At 69.6% G+C, this 17533-nt stretch carries 12 protein-coding genes; 11 read left to right on the top strand and 1 reads right to left on the bottom strand.

Annotation, left to right across the window (positions count from 1 at the left end):
• Positions 1–16 precede the first annotated feature (16 nt).
• The 4 genes from coaE to ACEN9V_RS01445 are packed head-to-tail and all read left to right on the top strand — an operon-like array spanning position 17 to position 4485.
• Positions 17–619: a dephospho-CoA kinase gene (gene coaE / locus ACEN9V_RS01430; protein ID WP_413601837.1), complete on the top strand. Its 603-nt coding sequence runs from the start codon at positions 17–19 to the stop codon at positions 617–619.
• Positions 616–1728 (top strand): BPSS1187 family protein, encoded by a 1113-nt coding sequence (locus tag ACEN9V_RS01435; protein WP_413601838.1) that lies wholly within the window; start codon positions 616–618, stop codon positions 1726–1728. The genes coaE and ACEN9V_RS01435 overlap by 4 nt, the downstream gene beginning before the upstream one ends.
• 22 nt (positions 1729–1750) lie before the next feature.
• Positions 1751–3262 (top strand): class I adenylate-forming enzyme family protein, encoded by a 1512-nt coding sequence (locus tag ACEN9V_RS01440; RefSeq protein ID WP_413601839.1) that lies wholly within the window; start codon positions 1751–1753, stop codon positions 3260–3262.
• Positions 3259–4485, top strand: a complete 1227-nt coding sequence (locus tag ACEN9V_RS01445; protein WP_413601840.1) for an acyltransferase — start codon at positions 3259–3261, stop codon at positions 4483–4485. Before ACEN9V_RS01440 ends, ACEN9V_RS01445 begins: the two co-directional genes overlap by 4 nt.
• Positions 4486–4563: 78 nt before the next feature.
• Here ACEN9V_RS01445 and ACEN9V_RS01450 read toward each other — a convergent pair whose 3' ends face one another.
• Positions 4564–5892 carry an MFS transporter gene (locus ACEN9V_RS01450; RefSeq protein WP_281264660.1) on the bottom strand — a complete coding sequence of 443 codons (1329 nt, stop codon included), beginning with the start codon at positions 5890–5892 and terminating at the stop codon, positions 4564–4566.
• Between the two features lie 215 nt (positions 5893–6107).
• Between ACEN9V_RS01450 and uvrB the strand changes: the two genes are divergently transcribed.
• From uvrB to gap, 7 genes are all read left to right on the top strand, one after another.
• Positions 6108–8186 (top strand): excinuclease ABC subunit UvrB, encoded by a 2079-nt coding sequence (uvrB, locus tag ACEN9V_RS01455; protein ID WP_281267583.1) that lies wholly within the window; start codon positions 6108–6110, stop codon positions 8184–8186.
• On the top strand, positions 8176–9090 hold the full coding sequence (locus ACEN9V_RS01460; protein ID WP_413601841.1) for an SDR family NAD(P)-dependent oxidoreductase: 915 nt from the start codon (positions 8176–8178) through the stop codon (positions 9088–9090). Before uvrB ends, ACEN9V_RS01460 begins: the two co-directional genes overlap by 11 nt.
• Positions 9091–9138: 48 nt before the next feature.
• Positions 9139–12198, top strand: coding sequence for an excinuclease ABC subunit UvrA (gene uvrA / locus ACEN9V_RS01465; RefSeq protein ID WP_413601842.1), 3060 nt, complete (start codon positions 9139–9141; stop codon positions 12196–12198).
• Complete coding sequence (gene uvrC, locus ACEN9V_RS01470) at positions 12199–14241, top strand: excinuclease ABC subunit UvrC (protein ID WP_413601843.1); 2043 nt, start codon at positions 12199–12201, stop codon at positions 14239–14241.
• Between the two features lie 151 nt (positions 14242–14392).
• Positions 14393–15280 carry an RNase adapter RapZ gene (rapZ, locus tag ACEN9V_RS01475; RefSeq protein WP_413601844.1) on the top strand — a complete coding sequence of 296 codons (888 nt, stop codon included), beginning with the start codon at positions 14393–14395 and terminating at the stop codon, positions 15278–15280.
• Between the two features lie 78 nt (positions 15281–15358).
• Positions 15359–16339, top strand: a complete 981-nt coding sequence (gene whiA / locus ACEN9V_RS01480) for a DNA-binding protein WhiA (protein ID WP_281264655.1) — start codon at positions 15359–15361, stop codon at positions 16337–16339.
• 188 nt (positions 16340–16527) lie between these two features.
• On the top strand, positions 16528–17532 hold the full coding sequence (gene gap, locus ACEN9V_RS01485) for a type I glyceraldehyde-3-phosphate dehydrogenase (protein WP_413601845.1): 1005 nt from the start codon (positions 16528–16530) through the stop codon (positions 17530–17532).
• Position 17533: the final 1 nt, after the last annotated feature.

Raw genomic sequence — 17533 nt, forward strand, 5'->3', positions numbered from 1 at the left:
CCCGTACGCTTTTGCCGTGCGCATCATCGGATTGACGGGCGGCATCGCCGCGGGGAAGTCGACCGTGTCGCGTCGGTGGGCCGAGCACGGCGCGGTCGTCGTCGATGCGGACCGGCTGGCGCGGGACGCCGTCGCTCCCGGCAGCCGGGGGCTTGCACGCGTCGCGGAGCGGTTCGGTCCCGATGTGATCGCTGCCGACGGCTCGCTCGACCGCCCGGCGCTCGGCACCGTCGTGTTCGCTGATCCCGCGGCACGAAAGGACCTCGAAGCGATCACGCATCCGGAGGTGTGGCGCCTCGCCCAACTCGCGTTCGACGCCGCCGCTGCAGCGGACCCCGACGCGGTCGTGGTGTACGACGTGCCGCTCCTCGCCGAGGCGAAGGCGGACCGCCCGCTGCAGTTCGACGCCGTCGTGGTCGTCGACGCCCCGGCGGCCGACCGCATCGAACGACTCGTGGCGCACCGTGGGATGTCCCGTGCCGAGGCCGAACGGCGCGTCGGTGCACAGGCCTCCGACGCGGAGCGCCTCGCACTCGCGGATCACGTCGTCGACGCCACGGGCTCCGTGGCCGACACGATCCGGTCCGCGGACGAGGTGTGGTGCCGGGTCGGCCGATGAGGCACCGTCTGCTGATCGTCATCGCGCTGGTCGTCCTGGTGGCGATCGGCGCCGCGGCACTCGTCGCGGCGAACGTGATGGGCGAGCAGCGCGTCGAGGACCACGGACGGCGGCCCGCGAACGCCCAGCCACGCAACACACACGGTCCGCAGGACGAGTTCCACCGCTTCCGGCTCGGCGCGATCGACGGCGAGCGGCTGGAGCCGAACCGTGACGACTTCGCGGCCAGGACGGCGTCGGACGGCCCGCTGCTCCTGTTCCTCCCCGCCACCCGGGCGAAGCCCGCCCAGTACCAGCGCTTCCTCACCACGGCGCTCGGTGACGGCTACCACGTGCTCGGGCTCGACTACTGGAACCTCGGGAAGACCCTGTCCGGCACGTGCGAGGCCGATCCGCAGTGCTACGGACAGGTGCAGCGGAACCGGTTCGACGGCACCAGGCAGTCCGAGTTCAGCAAGGTGTCGCCGGCCGGATCGATCGTCTCCCGGTTCCGCGACGCGATCGCGCACCTCGACGACGTCGACCCGAAGGGCGGCTGGGGGCGGTTCGTCGCCGCGAACGAGGACATCGCCTGGCAGGACATCGTCGTCGCCGGGCACTCGCAGGGCGGGGGAGAGGCGGCCTACATCGCGCACATCCGTCCGGTCCTCGGCGCGCTGATGTTCTCGTCGCCGGTGGAGTCACTCGGGCCGGCACACGCGGCGTGGATGGACCGACCCGGTCGGACCCCTGCGTCGAAGATGTACGCGATCGACGACGTCCGTGACGTCTTCGGTCCGCGCATCCGCGGGTCGTGGCGGGTCCTCGGACTCGACGCACCCGCGACGTCGGGTGGACCGGACGGCCCGTGGCGCACGGACACCGCAGCGCCGCCGGACGGCTGGGATCCGCACGCGATCCTCACCGACATCGAGGTGGGGACGCCGGACGAGTCGCACTCGCGCATCATCAAGGACACCACACCGCTCGCGGCCGACGGACAGCCGCGGATGCTCGGGCTGTGGCAGTGGCTGCTCAGGCGGTTCCCGCTCCCCGTCGAGCCCGGACCGGATGCGGGTGCCACCGACGCCCCACAGGCGGCCCCGACGACGTCCTCCGGGACGTCATAGGAACGAGAACTACCATTGGGTGGTGCAGCACGATGGTCGATCACCCGAACCCGCACCCGCCGATCTCCGCTCGTTGATCCGGGAGCGCGCCTCCACGGACACGGATCGTGTCTTCCTCGAGGACGCCCGGTCCGACCGGGTCCTGCGCTACGGCGCCCTCGATGCCGCGGTCAGCGCCTGGGCGTCGACGTTCGACGTGATCGGCATCCCGTCGTCCGGCGCGGTCCTGATCGACGTCGGCGACCCGCTCGCGTTCGCGGTGGTGCACCTCGCCGCGGTCGCCACCGGTCGTCGAGCGGTCCCGGTCGACACCGGACAGCCGGTCACCGAGCCGGCCCGGCTCGCCGGCCTGCTCGGTGGGGCCTCCATCGTGGTGTCGGACCGCGAGGTGGACTCGACCATCCCCGGGACGCCCGCCGCGCGCGTCGACCCGGCCACGGGCCTCCCGACCGACGTCCACGACGGCGACCTGCCGGGCGACTCACCGGACGCTCCCGGCGAGGGCTCCGTGGTCCTGTTCACCTCGGGCTCGACGGGCACGCCGAAGGGCGTCGAACTCCCGGAGTCGCAGCTGCTCTTCGTCGCCCGAGCAGTCGCGCAGCACAACCAGCTCGACTCGGACGACCGCGGGTTCAACTCCCTGCCGCTCTTCCACGTCAACGCCGAGGTCGTCGGACTGCTCGCGACGCTGGTGGCGGGCGCGACGCTCGTGCTCGACCGGCGCTTCCGTCGCACCGGGTTCTGGGAGTTGCTCGCCGAACGACGCATCACCTGGCTGAACGCGGTCCCGGCGATCCTCGCGGTGCTCGCGAAGACCGGCCCCCTCGACTTCCCGCCGAGCCTGCGCTTCGTCCGCAGCGCGTCGGCACCGCTGCCCGACCCGGTCCGCACGGCGCTCGGCGACACCCCGCTCGTCGTGAGCTGGGGGATGACCGAGGGCGCGAGCCAGATCACCGCGACGCCGCTCGACGCTCCGGCGCGACTCGGCACGGTCGGCGTGCCCGTCGGCTCCGAGGTGCAGGTCCGCGGCGAGGACGGCACGCTGCTGCCCGCCGGCGAGGTCGGCGCGCTCTGGGTCCGCGGTCCCGGCATCGTGCACTCGTACCTGTTCGGCCGCGCGGCGGAACGCTTCGACGCCGACGGTTGGCTCTCGACGGGCGACGTCGGGTCGGTGTCGGAGGACGGCTGGGTGTCGCTGGCCGGACGGTCGGACGACGTGATCAACCGCGGCGGCGAGAAGGTCTACCCCTCCGAGGTCGAGGACGTCCTCCTCGGCGACGCCCGCGTGCTCGAGGCCGTCGTGGTCGGACGTCCGCACGACGTGCTCGGGAGCGTGCCGATCGCCTACGTGATCCCGCAACCGGACGAGCCCGTCGACGCCGACGCCCTCGTGGCCGACCTGACCGAGCGGACCACCGCGGAGCTCACCCGCTTCCGGCGGCCGGTGGAGATCGTCGTGGTGCCCGACCTGCCGCGGGCACCCACCGGCAAGATCCAGCGCGCCCGGGTACGGAGCATGGCGGAGCGCTCGTGACCGCGACGGGAACCGGCACGGGAACGGCGGACGCCGCGCTGCGCGTCGCCCCGACCGGCGTACGGACCCCGACCAGGACCGCCGCCGGGCGGCCGCGGCACCTGTACGAGATCGACGTCCTCCGCATCCTGACGTTCGCGTGCGTGCTCGGTGTGCACACCACGAGCCACACGATGGCGTCGGACGACATCGGCCTCGCCGGGCTGCTGTCGCTGCTGCACTTCACCCGCCTGGTCTTCTTCACCCTGACGGCGTTCGTGCTCGTGTACAGCTACACGATCCGCCCGAAACCCATGTCGGTGTTCTGGCCGAAGCGCTTCCTGCTCGTCGGCGTGCCCTACCTGGCGTGGTCGTTCGTCTACGTGGCGTCGGCCTGGCTGCTCGACTCCGGGCAACGCGGCGACGTCCCCGCGCTCGTCACGACGTACGCCGAGGGCATCGTCACCGGCACCGCGAAGTACCACCTGTACTTCCTCCTCGTCACGATGCAGGTGTACCTCCTGCTGCCCGCCATCATGTGGGTCGTCCGCAGGACCCGGCGGCACCACGTGACAGTGCTCGTCGTCGCGTTCGTCGTGCAGCTCGGCATCTTCGCCTGCTACAAGTACTTCCCGTCGACGGACGCGTGGATGCACGGGTACCAGAAGCAGTTCTTCTTCTCGTACGTGTTCTTCATCATCTCCGGGGCCATCGCCGCCGACCACGCGGACGGGTTCCTCGGCTTCATCCGGAGGTACCGGCGCGCGATCATGTGGTCGTTCGCCGGCGGTGCGCTGCTGACACTCGTCGTGTTCGCGATCCACCTGCTCGCGGGCAACTCCCCGTACGCCGCCGGGACGCCGCTGCAGCCGATCGAGGTCGTCTGGAGCACGATCGTCTTCGTCGCGTTCCTGGCGATCGGTGCCGCGTGGGCGGACAAGCGCGTCCCCGGCAGTCGCCTCGCCAAGGCGGTCGACTACGCCTCGGACCGCTCGTTCGGCATCTTCCTGAGCCACCCGCTCGTCATCTGGCTGCTCCTGTACGGCGACAGCTGGCTCGAGGGCCTCGTCCCGAAGCCGTGGCTGACGCTCGTCACGTACCTGCTGGTGGTGGTGCTCGCCGTCGCGATCACCGAGGTGTTCCGCTGGACGCCCCTCAGCGTGCCGCTCACGGGTCGTCCGTCACTGTCGTCCAGGAAGGCGCGTGCCGCACGCGCCGCGAAGCGGCAGGCCGCGGCCGCGTAGCGGATCGGGCCGACCACGCAACGGACGGGAGGCTCGTGGCGGCGCGGCCACGAGCCTCCCGTCCGTCAGATGGTCCGGTCAGGACGCCTGCTGCTGCTCCGCCTTCGGGGTGCCGACCTCGAGGACACCGTCGGTCATCGTGAGCCGCTGCGGCTTCATGAACCACGCGACGACGGCGGCGGCGCCGAGGAGCGCGCAGGACAGGGCGAAGGGCAGCTGCCACCCGGACGCGTCGATGAGCAGTCCGAAGACGATCGGCGAGACAACGCCGGCGATCCCGAACCCGGTGTTCATGAACCCGGACGCGGTCCCGGACCACTGCGGTGCCACGTCCATCGGGATGGCCCAGAGGTTCGCGTTGCAGAGCTCGAGGAAGAAGAACGACAGCGCCAGTGAGATCGTGGCGACGAGGAGTCCCTGGCCGATGACGAGGGGGATCAGACACACGAGCGACCCGCCGAGCCCGACGACGAGGATGCTGCGTCGCGCGTTGCGGGTGTTTCCCCCACGGTGGATGATCCGGTCGCTGAGCATGCCGCCGACGGTGTCCCCGACGACGCCGGCGAGCAGGATCAGCGTGGTGAAGAGGGCGAAGTCGCCGATCTCCAGGCCGTAGGTCGAGCTCAGGAACGTCGGCAGCCAGGTGAGGAACACCCAGAGCGTCCAGCCGTACCCGAAGTCGACGAAGGTGACCGGCAGGATCTGCTTCGCCATCTGGCCCCACGGCACCGGGGGACGCGTCGCGCGGGTCTCGACGGGCGGCAGCTCGTCGAGCTCGACCTGCTTGATGCCCTTCGCCGACTCCGGCTTGTCGCGGAAGAAGAACCACCACACGACGGCCCACGCGAAGGAGAGCACTGCGGTGGCGAAGAACGCGAGTCGCCAGCCGCTGATCGCGATGAAGTAGGCGACGACGAGTGGCGCCAGCGCGTTGCCGAGTCGAGCAGCCGAGTGCACCACGCCCTGGGCGAAGCCGTTCCGGTCGCGCGGGATCCAGCGGCTCATGGCCTGCGTCGCTGTCGGGAACGCCGCGGCCTCGCTGAGCCCGAGGAGTGCGCGTGCGGCGAAGAGGGTCCAGAAGCCGACGGCGAACCCCGTCCAGAGCGTCGCGACGCCCCAGATCACGGTGATGACGAACAGCGCCTTTCGGGGCCCGAACTTCTCGCTGATCGTGCCGCCGAACACCTGCAACAGGGCGTAGGGGAGCGAGAAGGCGGAGACGATGAGACCGGCGGTGGCCTCGTTGAAGCCGAACTCCTCGGTGATGTGGGGGAGTGCGGTGGAGATGTTGGTGCGGTCGATGTACGAAATCGCGTACATGAAGCACAGCAGGATGAGCACGCGCCCACGGATGCGTCCGCGGAACGGTGTGCCCTTCGCCGGTGCGGTGGGAGTCGCCGTCGTCATGGGAGCCTCTTCGGGTCTTCGGGTCTTCGGGGCGTTGCGGGGAGATCGCTGCGCGTGCTGAACGGATGGGACGCTAGACCTGATTTCTATCAGCGTCCTTTGTGGTTCGTTGCGCGGACCGATGGACGGCCCGCGCGCGGACGGGGTACGCCGTGGGCGAGCGGGACCCTTCGGTGTCGGTGGTCGCGCCTAGTGTTGACGGCATGGGAGTTGCGATCGAACCCACCCGCGCGGTCCGTCCGTTCGAGGTGATCAGCGAGTACTCGCCGAGCGGTGACCAGCCGGCGGCCATCGCGGAACTCGCCGGTCGGATCAACGCCGGTGAGACCGACGTGGTGCTCCTCGGCGCGACCGGGACCGGCAAGTCGGCGACCACGGCATGGCTCATCGAGCAGGTCCAGCGGCCGACGCTCGTGCTCGCCCACAACAAGACGCTCGCCGCCCAGCTGGCCACCGAGTTCCGTGGACTGCTGCCGAACAACGCCGTCGAGTACTTCGTCTCGTACTACGACTACTACCAGCCGGAAGCGTACGTGCCGCAGACGGACACCTTCATCGAGAAGGACTCCTCGGTCAACGCCGAGGTCGAGCGCCTCCGGCACTCCACGACGAACTCGCTGCTCAGCCGACGGGACGTCGTCGTCGTCTCGACGGTGTCCTGCATCTACGGCCTCGGGACGCCGGAGCAGTACATGAACGCCTCGGTGGCGCTGCACCGCGGGCAGACGATCTCCCGCGACCAGCTCGTCCGCCGGTTCGTCGCCATGCAGTACCAGCGCAACGACGTCGACTTCGCCCGCGGGACGTTCCGCGTCCGTGGTGACACCATCGAGATCATCCCGATGTACGAAGAGCACGCGATCCGCATCGAGATGTTCGGCGACGAGGTCGAAGCGCTCAGCTCCCTGCACCCGCTCACCGGCTCCGTGATCGAAGACCTCGACGCCGTGTCGATCTTCCCGGCGTCGCACTACGTCGCCGACACCGACGTCATGCACCGGGCGATCGGCACCATCAAGGAAGAACTCGCCGAGCGCCTCGCCGAGCTCGAAGGGCAGGGCAAGCTCCTCGAAGCGCAGCGCCTCCGGATGCGCACCACGTTCGACATCGAGATGATGGAGCAGATCGGCTTCTGCTCCGGCATCGAGAACTACTCGCGGCACGTCGACGCCCGCATGCCGGGTGAAGCGCCGCACTGCCTGCTCGACTACTTCCCGGACGACTTCCTCATCGTGATCGACGAGTCGCACGTCACGGTGCCGCAGATCGGCGCGATGTACGAAGGCGACGCCTCGCGCAAGCGCACCCTCGTCGACCACGGGTTCCGCCTGCCGAGTGCCCTCGACAACCGTCCACTGACGTGGGAGGAGTTCCTCGAGCGCGCCGGTCAGAAGGTCTACCTGTCGGCCACGCCCGGTCGGTACGAGCTCGGCGTCACCGACAGCGTCGTCGAGCAGATCATCCGACCGACGGGCCTCGTGGACCCAGAGATCGTCATCAAGCCCTCCGACGGGCAGATCGACGACCTGCTCGAGGAGATCCAGCAGCGCGTCGAGAAGAACGAGCGGGTGCTCGTCACGACCCTCACCAAGCGCATGGCCGAGGAACTCACGGACTTCCTCGGGAACGCGGGCGTCCGAGTCCGCTACCTGCACTCCGACGTCGACACGCTCAAGCGCGTGGAGCTCCTGACCGAGCTGCGACAGGGTGTCTACGACGTCCTCGTCGGCATCAACCTGCTGCGAGAGGGCCTCGACCTGCCGGAGGTCTCGCTCGTGGCGATCCTCGATGCCGACAAGGAAGGCTTCCTCCGCTCGTCGACCTCGCTCATCCAGACGATCGGTCGTGCCGCGCGCAACGTGTCCGGCCAGGTGCTGATGTACGCGGACAAGATGACCGACTCGATGAAGCAGGCCATCGAGGAGACCGACCGTCGTCGCGAGAAGCAGGTCGCGTACAACCTGGAACACGGCATCGACCCGCAGCCGCTCCGCAAGAAGATCGGCGACATCACCGAGCAGCTCGCCCGCGAGAACGACGACACGCAGGAACTCCTCGAACGTCGGGGCGGTGGGGCGCGGGACCGCGGTCGGGCACCCACGCCGTCGCTCAAGCGCGGGGGCATCGCCGGAGAGGGCGCGACGCAGCTCGAGGCGACCATCGCGGACCTCAACGACCAGATGCTCCAGGCGGCCACCGAGCTGAAGTTCGAGCTCGCGGCACGTCTGCGTGACGAGGTCCAGGACCTCAAGAAGGCGTTGCGCCAGATGGAGTCGGCCGGGCATGTCCGCTGAGCGGTCGCGGAAGACCGTCGTGGTCACCGGCGCCAGTGCCGGGCTGGGGTACTTCGCGGCGGAGCAGCTCGCCGCGGCCGGGCACCGGGTGGTGCTCGCCACCCGCAGCCCCGAGCGTGCGACGGCGGCCGCCGACAGCATCCGCCGGCACGTTCCCGACGCGGCGCTCGAGCACCTGCACGTGGACCTCGCCGACCTCGATGTCGTCCGGACAGCGGCGGCAGCGCTCGGTGCACTCGGCCCGATCGACGCCGTGGTCAACAACGCCGGCGTCGTGGGATCGAGGACGGAGCGGTTCACGGCGCAGGGGACCGAGCTGCAGGTGGGGACGAACCACCTCGGACACTTCGCGTTCACCGCGCTCGTGCTCCCACTGCTCGAGGAGACCGCGGGACGCGTGGTCCACCTCGGGTCGATCGCGCACCGATGGGCATCGCTCGACCCGTCGGATCCGTTCCGGGTCGGGCACTACTCCGGCTACCGGCAGTACGCCCGCAGCAAGCTCGCGGTGATGCTCTTCGGCTTCGAGCTCGCCGAGCGACTCGCGGACGCCGGTTCCCCGGTGTCGAGCGTGGTCGCGCACCCCGGCCTCTCGTTGGACTCCCTCGCACCGTCGCGTCCCGCCATCGCTCCCGCACGGACCGAGCCGGCGTGGACCCGACCGGGGCAACGGCTGTACGCACAGGGCAAGGACGCCGGGGCACACCCGCTCGTCCACGCCGCGGTGGGCGACGACGTCCGGTCCGGGCAGTACTGGGGGCCAGGCGGCTTCATGCAGCTCCGCGGTCCGGCGGCGGTCGTCCCGGCCGAGCCGCGCGCGCACGACCGCGGCGAAGCGGCACGGCTCTGGCAGGCGAGCGAGCGTGCTTCGGGGGTCGCGTTCGCTCTCGACGCACTCGTCTGATGCCGTTCCCGGACCGAATGTCGGACCTCCTTCGTAGAATCGACGGTGATGACCATCACCTCTGACCGCGGTACCGCGACCTCCGGCCGGAGCGCCTTCGGCGACTCCGCCACCACCGAGCCGGCCGACCTCGAGCCCGCAGACCAGCACCTCCCCGGTGGGGCTGCACCGCACGACACCTCGACGCTCAGCGTCCGTGGTGCGCGCGTGCACAACCTGCGCGACGTCGACCTCGAGATCCCGCGCGACTCGCTCGTCGTGTTCACCGGACTGTCCGGCTCGGGGAAGTCCTCGTTGGCGTTCGACACGATCTTCGCCGAGGGACAGCGGCGCTACGTCGAGTCGCTCTCGGCGTACGCGCGCCAGTTCCTCGGGCAGGTGGACCGCCCCGACGTCGACTTCATCGAGGGGCTCTCGCCAGCGGTCTCGATCGACCAGAAGTCGACGAACCGCAACCCGCGGTCGACGGTCGGCACCATCACCGAGGTGTACGACTACATGCGTCTGCTCTGGGCGCGCATCGGTGTCCCGCACTGCCCGACGTGTGGTGAGGTCATCAGCAAGCAGACGGTCCAGCAGATCGCGGACCAGCTCATGACCCAGGAGACCGGTACCCGGTTCCAGGTCCTGGCCCCGATCGTCTCCAAGAAGAAGGGCGAGTTCGTCGACCTCTTCCAGGAGCTCGCGGCGTCCGGCTACTCGCGCGCGATCGTCGACGGCGAGCGGATCCAGCTGAGCAGCCCGCCCACGCTCAAGAAGCAGGTCAAGCACGACATCTCGGTGATCGTCGACCGACTGGTGGCGAGCGACGACATCCTCGGCCGCCTCACCGACTCCCTCGAGACGGCGCTGCGCCTGACGAACGGCACGGTCGCGATCGACCTCGTCGACCACGAGGGGCCCGGCGCGGTCAGGACCTACTCCGAGAACCTGTCGTGCCCGAACAACCACCCGCTGGCGCTCACCGAGATCGAGCCGCGGACGTTCTCGTTCAACGCCCCGTTCGGTGCCTGCCCGGAGTGCTCCGGCCTCGGCACGCGCATGTCGGTCGACCCCGATCTGGTGCTCGGCGACCCGGAAGCCTCGCTCGCCGACGGTGTCCTCCTGCCCTGGACCGGCACGAGCGGCCTGTACTCGTACTTCGAGAAGCTCCTCGCCGGTCTCGGCAAGGAACTCGGCTTCCGGCTCGACACCCCCTGGAACCAGCTCGACGCGTCCGTGCAGGCAGCGATCCTCACGGGCAAGGACTTCGAGGTCTCGGTGTCCTGGCGCAACCGCTTCGGCCGCGAGATGCGCTACACCAGCGGCTTCGAAGGCGTGATGCCGTACATCGAGCGCAAGTTCGCCGAGGCGGAGTCCGACTCCCAGCGGCAGCGCTTCCAGGGGTACCTGCGCGAGGTCCCGTGCCCGGTGTGCGACGGCACCCGGCTCAAGCCAGAGGTCCTCGCCGTGACCGTGGCGGACCGCAGCATCGCGGACGTGACCGAGCTCAGCCTCGACAACGCGTACGCGTTCATGGAGACCCTGACCCTCACCGACCGTGAAGCCCACATCGCCGCGGCCGTGCTGCGCGAGATCCGGGCGCGCCTCGAGTTCCTGCTCGAGGTCGGGCTCAACTACCTCACGCTGTCCCGTGGCGCCGGTTCGCTGTCGGGCGGCGAAGCGCAGCGCATCCGGCTCGCGACCCAGATCGGGTCGGGGCTGACGGGCGTGCTCTACGTCCTCGACGAGCCGAGCATCGGGCTGCACCAGCGGGACAACCGCCGGCTGATCGACACGCTCGTGAAGCTGAAGAACCTCGGCAACACCCTCATCGTCGTCGAGCACGACGAGGACACGATCCGCACGGCGGACTGGGTCGTCGACATCGGTCCCGGTGCCGGGGTGAACGGCGGCAACGTGGTGCACTCGGGCTCGTACGAGGGCATCATCGAGAACCGCGAGTCGATCACGGGCGACTACCTCGCCGGGCGTCGCATGATCGAGATGCCGTCGGAGCGCCGGAAGATCAACAAGAAGCGCGTGATCAGCGTGCAGGGCGCCCGCGCCAACAACCTCAAGGAAGTCGACGTCGACTTCCCGCTCGGGGTGTTCACCGCGGTGACCGGCGTCAGCGGTTCCGGAAAGTCGACGCTCGTGAACGACATCCTCTACAAGGTGCTCGCGAACCAGCTCAACGGCGCACGGCACATCGCCGGCAAGCACACCCGCGTCAAGGGACTCGACCAGCTCGACAAGGTCGTCCACGTCGACCAGGCACCGATCGGCCGCACCCCGCGGTCGAACCCGGCGACCTACACGGGTGTGTTCGACCGGATCCGGCAGCTCTTCGCCGAGACCCCGGAAGCGAAGGCCCGCGGCTACCAGCCCGGTCGCTTCAGCTTCAACGTGAAGGGCGGTCGCTGCGAGAACTGCTCTGGTGACGGCACGATCAAGATCGAGATGAACTTCCTCCCCGACGTCTACGTCGCGTGCGAAGTCTGTGGTGGCGCGCGGTACAACCGCGAGACGCTGCAGGTGCACTACAAGGGCAAGGACATCTCCGAGGTCCTCGACATGCCGATCAGCGAAGCTGCCGAGTTCTTCGAGCCGATCTCCGCGATCCACCGCTACATGGCGACCCTCGTCGACGTGGGTCTCGGGTACGTCCGCCTCGGGCAGAGCGCGACGACCCTCTCCGGCGGCGAGGCGCAGCGCGTGAAGCTCGCGACGGAACTCCAGCGCCGGTCCAACGGTCGCACCGTGTACGTGCTCGACGAGCCGACGACGGGCCTGCACTTCGAGGACGTCCGGAAGCTGCTGCTCGTGCTGCAAGGACTCGTCGACAAGGGCAACACCGTGATCACGATCGAGCACAACCTCGACGTCATCAAGTCGGCTGATTGGCTCATCGACATGGGTCCGGAAGGTGGTTCCGGTGGTGGCACCGTCCTGGCGACGGGCACCCCGGAGTTCGTCGCGGACGTCCCCGAGAGCCACACCGGTGTCTTCCTGCGCGAGATCTTCGACGCGCAGGACGCCCGCGTGGGCAAGGAGCGCTCCGTCGGCGCCCGTACGGTCACGGAGACCGGCACGCTGAAGCGCGGCACGAAGGCGGGTGCTCGGTAGGTGGCGGACACCGTCCCGTGGCGTCCGAAGGCGGGGGAGATCCCGACCGACCCGGGCGTCTACCGCTGGCGTGACGGCAACGGCCGGGTGCTCTACGTCGGCAAGGCGAAGAACCTCCGGGCGCGGCTCAGCAACTACTTCGCGCCGCTGCCGACGCTGCACGAGCGCACCCGCCGGATGGTCCTCACGGCGAAGAGCGTCGAGTGGACGACCGTCGGGTCCGAGATCGAGGCGCTCCAGCTCGAGTACACCTGGATCAAGGAGTTCGATCCGCCGTTCAACGTCAAGTTCCGGGACGACAAGTCGTACCCGTACATGGCGATCACGATGGCGGACGAAGCACCACGGGTGATGGTGACGCGGAACCGGAAGATCAAGGGCGCGAAGTACTTCGGGCCGTACCCGAAGATCTGGGCCGTGCACGACACGATCGACCTGATGATCAAGGTGTTCCCGATCCGCACCTGCTCCGACTCCTCGTACAAGCGAGCGATGCAGACCGGCAAGCCGTGCTTCCCCGGGCAGATCGGCAAGTGCGGCGGACCGTGTTCGCAGCGGGTCACGATCGCGGAGCACCGTGCCCTGGTCGAGGAGTTCGTCCGGTTCATGGCGAGCTACGACCGCCGGGTGATCACCGAGCTCCGGCAGCGCATGGGCGCTTCCGCCGACGCGATGCAGTACGAGCAGGCCGCGAAGTACCGCGACCAGGTCGAGGCGCTCGAGGCCGTCCTCGAGAAGTCGGCCGTCGTGCTCCGCGACTCGGTGGACCTCGACCTGTTCGGCATCGCCGAGGACGAGCTCGCCGCCGCCGTGCAGCTGTTCTCGGTCCGCGGCGGTCGCATCCGCGGTGTCCGCGGCTGGGTCGTGGACAAGGAGCTCGACATCTCGACGGGCGACCTGGTCGAACAGATCGTTCAGGGCAACTACGCCGACGGCACGGCCGAGTCCGAGCCGCCCCGAGAGGTCGTCGTCCCGGAGCTCCCCGACGACGCTGACGCGCTGCAGCAGTGGCTCAGCGACCGTCGCGGCGGGCGGGGGACGAAGCTCAGCACCGCGCAGCGCGGTGACCGGGCCGGCCTCGCACGGACGGCGTCGCAGAACGCGCAGCAGGCGCTGATGCTCTACAAGACCAAGCGCTCGGCCGACTACACGACGCGTGCCGCGGCCCTGGCCGACATCCAGGAAGCGCTCGGCATGACCGAGGCGCCGTTGCGGATGGAGTGCTACGACATCTCGCACCTGCAGGGCACGAACGTCGTGGCGTCGATGGTGGTGTTCGAGGACGGGCTGCCCCGCAAGGACCAGTACCGGCGGTACTCGATCGCGGAGACCCGCGACGACACCGACAGCATGCACCAGGTGCTGACCCGTCGGCTCGCGCGCCTCGACGAGGACGCCGAGCTGCCCGAGCAGCCGGACCAGAACGCCGACGGCGTGGTCGCGGTGGAGAAGCCCACGAAGCGGTTCGCGTACCGCCCGCAGCTGCTCATCGTCGACGGCGGCCAGCCCCAGGTCCAGGCGGCGAAGCGGGCGATGGACGAAGCCGGTGTCACCGACATCGCGCTGGTCGGCATCGCCAAGCGGCTCGAGGAACTCTGGCTGCCGGACGACGACTTCCCGGTGATCCTGCCGCGCAACTCCGAGGCGCTCTTCCTCATCCAGCGCATCCGCGACGAGGCGCACCGGTTCGCGATCACCCACCAGCGGGGACGGCGCAAGCGCGACGTCCGCACGCAGCTCTCGGAGATCCCGGGTCTCGGGCCGAGCCGGGTGAGTGCGCTGTTGAAGCACTTCGGTTCGGTGGCGCGACTGCGGTCCGCCACGGCGGAGGAGATCGCCGAGGTCAACGGGGTGGGTCCGGCGACCGCCGCTGCGGTGGTCAGGAAGCTGACGACGGTGCCGACGAGCACGCCGACCGGCGAGTCGCCGACGAGCGCGCCCCAGCCGGCGGAGCCGGGTGCACAGGACACAGACGCGACCCGCTCAGGAGGCCCGGTGCAGGTCCCGGAGACGACAGCCGACGGTCCGCACCTGCCTGCATGACGCGTGACGAGCCTCCAGGCCGGCCTGCGGACCGCGCGTGTCGGGGGATAGCCTTGTCCGCGAGCCCAACCGACCCGAGACCACCCGGCCGGGCCGTCCCGGAGACCCCTGGCGACGCGCCCGGGCAGCGACGACGGAGCATATCTCCCAGATGACCGACACCGAACCGAAGCCGCAGCACGACGTCCTCATCGTCACCGGGATGTCCGGTGCGGGCAGGTCGACGGTCGGCAAGGCCCTCGAGGACCTCGACTGGTACGTCGTCGACAACCTGCCGACCCAGATGCTCGGTCCGCTGACCGATCTCGCCGACCGGGCGGGGGAGAAGATCCCGAAGCTCGCCGCGGTGGTCGACGTGCGTGGTGGGCGGCACTTCACCGACCCCGAAGCCGCCGTCGAGCAGCTGCGTGCGAGCACCTCCGCACGGGTGCGCGTGCTGTTCCTCGAGGCGACGGACCAGGTGCTCGTCCGACGGTTCGAGCAGGTCCGCCGACCGCACCCCCTGCAGGGCGAGGACACGCTGCTGGACGGCATCGCCCGTGAGCGCCAGCGACTCCTCGGTCTCCGAGAGGCGTCGGACGTGATCATCGACACCTCGGACCTCAACATCCACCAGCTCGCGAACACCGTCATCGAGAAGTTCGCCGAGGACCGCTTCACAGGTGTTCAGGTGACGCTGATGAGCTTCGGGTTCAAGTACGGGCTGCCGCCGGACGCGGACATGGTCGCCGACGTGCGGTTCCTCCCGAACCCGTACTGGGTGCCGGAACTCCGGCCGCACACGGGCCTCGACAAGCCCGTCTCGGACTACGTCCTGGCCCAGTCCGGTGCCCGTCCGTTCGTGGACCGGTACGCCGCGGTGCTGGAGCCCGTGCTGGACGGCTACCAGCGCGAGAACAAAAGACACGCTACGATCGCCATCGGCTGTACCGGCGGGAAGCACCGCTCGGTCGCCATCGTCGCCGAGTTGGCGAGTCTCCTCCGTGGGATGCCCAACGTCGCCGTGCGTGTGAAGAACCGAGATCTCGGCCGGGAGTGACCGTCCCACCGGCCGCTCCACACGGCTGCGCCACCGGGACCGACGAGCCCCACCACCAGAAACGTTAGGAATGATGCTGTGCCGTTGACTGCCGAGGTCAAGGACGAACTGGCCAGGGTCGTCGTGGGCCGCAACACGGTCCGTGCCGCCGAGCTCGCGACCGTGCTGCGCTTCGCGGGCGGGCTGCACGTGATCTCCGGCCGCATCGCCGTCGAGGTCGAGCTCGACACCCGGATCATCGTGCACCGTGTCCGCAAGGACCTCGCCGAGCTCTACGGCGTCCGCAGCGAGGCCTCTGTCGGCTCCTCGGCGTCCGCTCGGCGTGGCACCCGCTACCTGGTCCGCGTGCTCGAGGCCGGGGAGACCCTCGCACGCCAGACCGGGCTCATGGACGCCCGCCGTCGTCCGGTCCGCGGGCTGCCGAACCGGCTGACCACCGGGAACCGCGAGGACCTCGCCGCGATCTGGCGCGGTGCGTTCCTCGCAGCCGGCACCCTGACCGACCCGGGTCGCGCCGCAGCGCTCGAGGTGACCTGCCCCGGCAACGAGGCGGCGATGGCCCTGGTGGGAGCCGCGTCGCGTCTCGGGATCGCCGCGAAGGGCCGTGAGGTCCGCGGGGTGCACCGCGTCGTCATCCGCGACGGCGAGGCCATCGGGCAGATGCTCACGGTGATGGGTGCAGCGCGCACCACCGCCGAGTGGGAGGAGATGCGCCAGCGCCGGGAGGTCCGCGCGACCGCCAACCGCCTGGTGAACTTCGACGACGCGAACCTCCGCCGCTCGGCCCAGGCCGCGGTCGCAGCGTGCGCACGGGTCGAGCGCGCGCTCGAGATCCTCGGCGACGAGGTCCCCGACCACCTGCAGTACGCCGGGTCCCTGCGGCTCGCACACCGGGACGCGTCGCTCGACGAACTCGGCCAGCACGCCGACCCGCCCATGACCAAGGACGCCATCGCCGGCCGCATCCGCCGCCTCCTCGCGATGGCCGACAAGCGTGCCGCGGAACTCGACATCCCGGGCACCGAGGCCAGCGTCCCCGAGGAGCTCGAGGGCGCCTGAGGCCCCCTCGTCCGACCCGTCCCTGCGTGGCGCTTCCTGGACGTCACACGGGCGGGCGCTGATGCTCCGACTGCTAGGGTCGTTACGGCGACGTTACGGGGCGTATCGTCACCACACGCGGGCCCGACGAGGGCTCGCGACTCCGAAAGCAGCGCCCCCTGGGCGCTCCACACCCAACAGGAGATCCATTGACCGTCAAGATCGGCATCAACGGCTTCGGCCGCATCGGCCGTAACTTCTTCCGGGCCGCCCTCGCCAAGGGCAGCGACCTCGAGATCGTGGCGGTGAACGACCTCACCGACAACGCCGCGCTGGCGAACCTGCTGAAGTTCGACTCCATCACGGGCCGTCTCGGCGTCTCCGTCGAGCTCGACGGCGACAACATCGTCGTCGACGGCAAGCCGATCAAGGTCCTCGCGGAGCGCGACCCCGCCAACCTCCCGTGGGGCGAGCTGGGCGTCGACATCGTCATCGAGTCGACCGGGTTCTTCACCAAGGCCGCCGACGCGCAGAAGCACATCGACGCCGGCGCCAAGAAGGTCATCATCTCCGCCCCGGCCACGGGTGACGACGTCACCATCGTGCTCGGTGTGAACGAGGACCAGTACGACCCGGCGAACCACAACATCATCTCGAACGCCTCGTGCACCACGAACAGCCTCGCGCCGCTCGCCAAGGTGTTCAACGACAAGTTCGGCATCGAGCGCGGTCTCATGACCACGGTCCACGCGTACACCGCCGACCAGAACCTGCAGGACGGCCCGCACAAGGACCCGCGTCGCGCCCGCGCCGCTGCCCTCAACATCGTCCCGACCTCGACCGGTGCCGCCAAGGCCATCGGTCAGGTCATGCCGGAGCTCGCCGGCAAGCTCGACGGTTTCGCCCTCCGCGTGCCGGTCCCGACCGGGTCGATCACCGACCTGACGCTCGAGACCAAGGCCGAGGTCACCGTCGACGAGATCAACGCGGCCTACAAGGAGGCCGCTGAGGGCCCCCTCAAGGGCATCCTGCTCTACAGCGAGGACCCGCTGGTGTCGACCGACATCACCACGGACCCGCACTCGTCGATCTACGACTCCGGCCTGACCAAGGTCATCGGCGGTCTCGTGAAGATCACGTCGTGGTACGACAACGAGTGGGGCTACTCGAACCGCCTCGTCGACCTGACCGAGTTCGTGGGCGAGCGACTCTGAG

Origin of the sequence: Curtobacterium sp. Curtsp57 (genome assembly GCF_047324335.1) — a bacterium.
Lineage (GTDB): Bacteria > Actinomycetota > Actinomycetes > Actinomycetales > Microbacteriaceae > Curtobacterium.

What these genes read in the sequence shown, in the direction of transcription:
- ACEN9V_RS01435 (WP_413601838.1), top strand. Translation starts at nt 616, where the DNA reads ATGAGGCACCGTCTGCTGATCGTCATCGCGCTGGTCGTCCTGGTGGCG.
- ACEN9V_RS01450 (WP_281264660.1), bottom strand. Translation starts at nt 5,892, where the DNA reads ATGACGACGGCGACTCCCACCGCACCGGCGAAGGGCACACCGTTCCGC.
- ACEN9V_RS01460 (WP_413601841.1), top strand. Translation starts at nt 8,176, where the DNA reads ATGTCCGCTGAGCGGTCGCGGAAGACCGTCGTGGTCACCGGCGCCAGT.
- uvrA (WP_413601842.1), top strand. Translation starts at nt 9,139, where the DNA reads ATGACCATCACCTCTGACCGCGGTACCGCGACCTCCGGCCGGAGCGCC.
- rapZ (WP_413601844.1), top strand. Translation starts at nt 14,393, where the DNA reads ATGACCGACACCGAACCGAAGCCGCAGCACGACGTCCTCATCGTCACC.